Here is a 2,334-nt window from a genome sequence, read left to right as displayed (position 1 = left end):
CGCCGTCGGCGTACACCCCGGTGTAGATCCAGCAGCCGACGGCTGTGGAACCGTCGGCGCGGTCCTGCGCGAAGCTGGACACCGGCGCGCCGGTCGCCACGTCGTACCCGTTGATCTCGCGCAGCACCGCCTCGGCGCTCGGCTCCGCGTGCGGACCGTGCGTGGGATAGTCCCAGGTCAGGTCGAGCAGCGCCCGGTCGCGCGACAACGGCGACCCGGCCAGCTTCTCGCGCAGTTTGCGGCCCAGGTGGTAGAAGAACCACAGCTCGGAGCGGGCGTCACCCGGCGGCTCGACGGCCTTCTCCCGCCACTGCAACAACCGCTGCGTCTGCGTGAACGTGCCCTCCTTCTCCACATGCGACGCGGCGGGCAGGAAGAACACCTCGGTGCGGCACTCCTGCGGCACGATCTCCCCGGTGGCGACCTCGGGGCCGTTCTGCCAGAACGTCGCGCTCTCGATCATGAACAGGTCCCGGACCACCAGCCAGTCGAGGTTGGCCATGCCGAGACGCTGCGCCCGACCGTGCGCCGACCCGACGGCCGGGTTCTGCCCGAGCAGGAAGTACCCCTTGATCTTCCCGTCGATCATGTTCAGCACCTGCTGGTAGGTGCCGTGATCACCGGTCATCCGCGGCAGATAGCCGTAACAGAAGTCGTTCTCCGGCGTCGCCGCGTCCCCCCAGTACGCCTTGAGCAGGCTCGCGGCGAACGACCGCGCGTTACCCCAGAACCCCTTCTGCCCCGGGTGGCGGATGCTGTCCACCCACTCGTCGAAGCTCGGGTGCTCGGCGTGGTGCGGCATCGGCAGGTAACCGGGCAGCAGGTTGAACAGTGTCGGAATGTCGGTGGAGCCCTGGATGCTGGCGTGCCCACGAAGCGCCATCACCCCGCCGCCCGGGCGACCCATGTTGCCCAGCAGGAGCTGGATGATCGCGCCGGTGCGGATGTACTGCACGCCCACGCTGTGCTGCGTCCAGCCCACCGAGTAGATGAGCATGCCGGTGCGGTCCCGCCCGGAGTTCTGCGTCCACGCCCGCGCCAACTCCAGGAACTGCGCCTGGGAAATACCGCAGACCCGCTCCACCATCTCCGGCGTGTAACGGGAGAAGTGTCGCTTCAGGATCTGGTAAACGCAGCGCGGATGCTGCAACGTCTCGTCGCGCCGCGTCTGCCCACCCACCTGCGCGCCGTGCGACTCGTGCGTCAACCCCGCGGCGCTGTCCCGCTCCTGAGCGGTGTGCCCACTGCCTGAGGAACCCTCATGGCCCTCGTACTGCCAACTGTCCTGCACGTACGTGCCGGTCTCCGGGTCGAAACCGGAGAAGAAACCGTCGCCGTCCTCGGTGTCGCTGAACTCCGCGCTGACGATCGTCGCCGCGTTGGTGTACGCCAGCACGTACTCCCGGAAGTCCAACTCGTTGTCCAGGATGTAACGCACCACCCCACCGAGCAACGCGATGTCCGTGCCCGCCCGGATCGGCAGGTACGCGTCCGCTACCGCGCTCGTCCGGGTGAACCGTGGGTCGACGTGGAAGACCTTCGCCCCTCGGCGCTTGGCCTCCATCACCCACTGGAACCCCACTGGGTGCGCCTCAGCCATGTTCGAACCCTGAATGACGATCACGTCAGCGTTGGCGATGTCCTGCTGAAAATCCGTCGCACCGCCACGACCGAAGCTGGCCCCCAGACCGGGGACGGTGGCGGAGTGTCAAATACGGGCCTGATTCTCGATCTGAAGCGCCCCCATCGCGGTGAACAACTTCTTGATCAGGTAGTTCTCCTCGTTGTCGAGCGTCGCCCCGCCCAGGCTGGAGATGCCCAGCGTCCGGTTGAGCGGTCGGCCCTGCGTGTGGACGTGCTCCCAGGTCTGCTCCCGGGCGGCGAGGTTCCGATCGGCGATCATGTCGCGCGCCGTGTCGAGGTCCAGATCCTCCCACTGCGTCGAGTACGGGCGGCGGTAGCGCACCGTGGTCTGCCGCAGCGGGCTGGTCACCAGGCTCTTACTGGCCGAACCCTTCGGGCAGAGCCGACCCCGCGAGATCGGACTGTCCGGATCACCCTCGATCTGACTGACCCGCCCGTCCTTGACGAACACCCGCTGACCACACCCGACGGCGCAGTACGGGCAGACGGAACGGGCGACCGAATCGGCGGTGTCGGTGCGGGCGGTGAGCGCGCGGGACCCGTCGGACTTCGCCGCCGCGCCCCGACCCAGCGGGTCCGTGCCGGTGAGCTGCCGGTACACCGGCCAACCCTCGATAAAGGTCCGCAGGCCCAACCCCGACACCCCCTCCCACGCGAGCGACCCTCTGAACATAGGTCAACCGAGACAGG

The 2,334-nt window shown here is 67.9% G+C and carries 1 protein-coding gene; it reads right to left on the bottom strand.

Annotated elements, in window-relative coordinates:
- Nucleotides 1-2,278, bottom strand: a 2,278-nt coding sequence (locus KBX53_RS30040) for a molybdopterin-dependent oxidoreductase (protein WP_247676440.1), incomplete at its 3' end; no start/stop codon positions are given.
- Between the last annotated feature and the right edge of the window lie 56 nt (nt 2,279-2,334).

Source organism: Micromonospora sp. M51, assembly GCF_018070305.1.
In the GTDB taxonomy this organism is placed as follows: Bacteria; Actinomycetota; Actinomycetes; order Mycobacteriales; family Micromonosporaceae; genus Micromonospora; species Micromonospora parva.
The sequence above is the reverse complement of the archived record's forward strand: the minus strand, read 5'-3'. Positions and strand labels throughout refer to the sequence as shown.